This window comes from Cyanobium gracile UHCC 0281, assembly GCF_034931305.1.
GTDB classification, from domain to species: Bacteria; Cyanobacteriota; Cyanobacteriia; order PCC-6307; family Cyanobiaceae; genus Cyanobium; species Cyanobium gracile_A.
The window spans coordinates 1-3,030 of the sequence record NZ_JAYGHY010000113.1 but is presented as its reverse complement, the minus strand read 5'-3'; the positions used below and the strand labels follow the sequence as shown (position 1 = coordinate 3,030).

The window sequence follows — 3,030 nt, the reverse complement described above, 5'->3', positions numbered from 1 at the left end:
CCACCCCCGCTGGCCAGAGCCCCGACCCGACGGGCGGCCAGGGCCCGGCGCAGTTCCTCTACCCGCCCCCGGTCCCGGCCGCTGCCTCCCGCCCCCGGCCGTAGCGGGCCGCCATCGTCCCGAAGCCCTGCAGGGGCCCCGCCAGCGCGCTCACCGGTTGGGTCAGCCGCCAGCTCCAGTTGCCTTCGATCGTGCCGGGGGTGTTGAAGCGGGCCTCGTCGCCAAGCTCCAGCAGGTCCTGCAGCGGCACCACGGCCAGCTCGGCCGACGAGGCCAGGGCCAGCTCCAGCAGCTGCCAGCTCGGCGCCGGCACCTGACCCCCCACCAGCGCCGCGACCCGTCCCCTGGCGTCGTCGTCAAGATCCCGCCACCAACCGAGGCTGGTGGCGTTGTCGTGGGTGCCGGTGTACACCACCCAGCGGCTGCCCTTGTAGTTCGCCGGCAGGTAGGCGTTGTCGTCGTTGCCGTCGAAGGCGAACTGGAGGATCTTCATCCCCGGCAGGGCAAAGCGATCGCGCAGGGCCTCCACCGCCGGGGTGATCACGCCCAGGTCTTCGGCGATCAGCGGCAGACGGCCGCCGGGCAGCAGCCGGCCCTGGCGACGGCAGCGCCACCACAGGCGGCGCAGCAGGGCGCGGCCGGGGGAGGGGCGCCAGGTGCCGTGCTCGGCGGTGACATCCGCCCCGGGCACGCTCCAGTAGGCCTCCAGGGCCCGGAAGTGATCCAGGCGCAGCAGATCCATCAGCTCCAGCTGGCGCTGCAGCCGTTGCAGCCACCAGCCGAAGCCATTGAGGCGATGCGCCCACCAGCGGTACACGGGGGTGCCCCACAGCTGGCCGGTGGCGGCGAAGTAATCGGGCGGCACGCCGCTCTGCTCCACCAGAGCGCCATCGGAGCGCAGCGAGAAGAGGCGCCGGTGGCTCCAGACATCGGCGCTGTCGTGGGCCACATAAAAGGGCAGGTCCCCCACCAGCCGCACCCCCTGGTCGTGGGCGCGCTGCTGCAGACGGCTCCACTGGCATTGGAGCTGCCACTGCAGCAGGGCCTCCTCCTGCAGGGCCCGGCTCTGGGCGTCGACCAGCGCGCGCAGCGCCGGGGGGTGGCGCCGGGCCAGGGGTTCGGGCCACGCCCACCAGGGCCGTCCCCCGTGCAGACGGCGGATCACCATGAAGCGGCAGTGGTCGATCAGCCAGTAGCGCTGGCGCTGTTCCCAGTGATCGAAGGCCTCCTGGCGCTGCTGGCTCTGGTCGGCCCAGCGGCGCCCCAGGGCTACGGCGATGGCCGCTGCCCGCGCCGCGGCGGCGGCCGGATCGAGGCGATCGTCGGGCCCGACGGGCAGGGCGTCCCGGTCGGCGGGGGTGATCAGGCCCTCGGCCACCAGATCGTCGGCATCGATCAGCCAGGGGTTGAGGGCTGAGCCACTGGGGGAGCTGTACGGGGAGCCGGTGCCATCGGTGGGGGACAGGGGCAACAGTTGCCACACCCCCACCCCCTCGGCGGCCAGGAGATCAATCCAGTCGCGGGCGGCGGCGCCGAAGCTGCCGCAGGCCGGCGTCCCCGGCAGGGCGGTGGGGTGCAGCAGCACCCCGCAGGCCCGTGGATCACCGCTCACGGTTTGGGAAGCCGGTAGCGGGCCACGATCTTGCGGGCGAAGGCGGGGATGTGGGCCTCCACCTTCTCCGGGTGGTGGCGCTGCAGCCAGAGGGCGTTGCGGGTGAAGTGGGAATCGATTGAGAAGCGGCCGTATTCGAGCCCCTTCGGCCCGAAGCGCTGCACGAACACGCCCACCAGCTCAGCCAGCCACATCGGCAGTTTCAGGGCCTTTTCGTAGGCGTCGATGCCCTGCTGCACCGCCTGGCGGCGGTCGCCTGTGCTGGTCACCGGCGCCAGGTCGAGCTCCGGTTCCACCAGATCCAGCAGCTCCTGGCCGAGGGGGTTGCGCACGGTGACCCACTGGCGGCCGAAGGTGGCGCCCATGTAGCCCACCACCAGATCGGCGCCGGCATTGGTGTAGTCGAAGCAGCTGAGGCAGCTGGGGGCGAACACGTCCTTGAGGGCGGGAGTGTCGAGGCCGAAGAAGGGCACCGTTTCCTGGTGGCCGTCGCTGTGGCGGAAGTGGATGCGGAAGTCCTGCATGAACTCGTAGTGCACCACCGTCTCGGGGGAGCGGCTGGCGCTCTCCAGGAAGGTCTGCAGCCCCTGGCGGCTGACGTTGTCGACGCAGGGCAGCCCGAGCACATAGAGCTTCTGCAGGGGCAAGGTGGCCTGCACGGCCCGCAGGGCCTGGATCTGGCAGCCCACCCCGATGGCCAGCAGCCGTTCGATGCCGCTGCCCGGCAGTTGCTCGAGCACCTCCAGATTGGGGGAGAGGGTGGGCTTGTTCACCCGTGCCGCCAGCACCTGTTCGGGGGTGCGGGCCAACACGGGCACCGGCGTGAAGCGGTCGTCCGGGCTCTGCTGCACGCACAGCACCGCATCCACCAGGCCCGTCTCCAGGGCCCGTACGCCGATGCGGCTGACGATCCCCGTCCACTGGGCCCCCTCGATCGGCTGGCGCAGGCGGGCGGTGACCATGCGCTGGTGCACGCCGAAGTAGAGCTCGTCCTCATCGTCGAGGCGGCGGCTGCGACCGTGGGCCCGTTCCTCCATCGCCTCGAAGCGCTGCTCGAGGAAGGCGCAGGCCCGGCGCACGTAGGCCACCCAGCGGCTGTCGCAGAGGCCGCAGTCGCTGCAGAGATCCTTGGCCGGTTTGAGGCTGCCCTTGGCCAGGGGTCGGGCTCGATCGTGCGGCGCCACGGAGGCCGGTGCCGGTGAAGGAACGGTGGACAAGCGGTGGAGGGGCGCAATGGCTCGACGCTCAAGCTATCCGTCGTTGCGCTTCCATGCCGCCTGCCCCCGAAGGCGCCAGGGCCGCCAGCATTTCGTCGTTGGCGCAGCGGACCCCCATGTGGGGGGCCACCGCCAGCTCGATCGCGGCCGAAGCCACCGCTCCCGCCGCCAGGCTGTCCTCAAGGGAGTAATCCCCCTCCC

At 71.7% G+C, this 3,030-nt stretch carries 2 protein-coding genes and 1 pseudogene; all 3 read right to left on the bottom strand.

The window, feature by feature from the left end; translation table 11 throughout:
* Window positions 1-58: 58 nt before the first annotated feature.
* On the bottom strand, window positions 59-1,612 hold the full coding sequence (gene malQ / locus VB739_RS16460) for a 4-alpha-glucanotransferase (protein WP_323358094.1): 1,554 nt from the start codon (window positions 1,610-1,612) through the stop codon (window positions 59-61).
* Window positions 1,609-2,796: a Coenzyme F420 hydrogenase/dehydrogenase, beta subunit C-terminal domain gene (locus tag VB739_RS16455; RefSeq protein WP_323358093.1), complete on the bottom strand. Its 1,188-nt coding sequence runs from the start codon at window positions 2,794-2,796 to the stop codon at window positions 1,609-1,611. Before VB739_RS16455 ends, malQ begins: the two co-directional genes overlap by 4 nt.
* A gap of 106 nt (window positions 2,797-2,902) precedes the next feature.
* Window positions 2,903-3,030 (bottom strand): annotated as a pseudogene (locus tag VB739_RS16450) (2-phosphosulfolactate phosphatase); the annotation flags it as partial.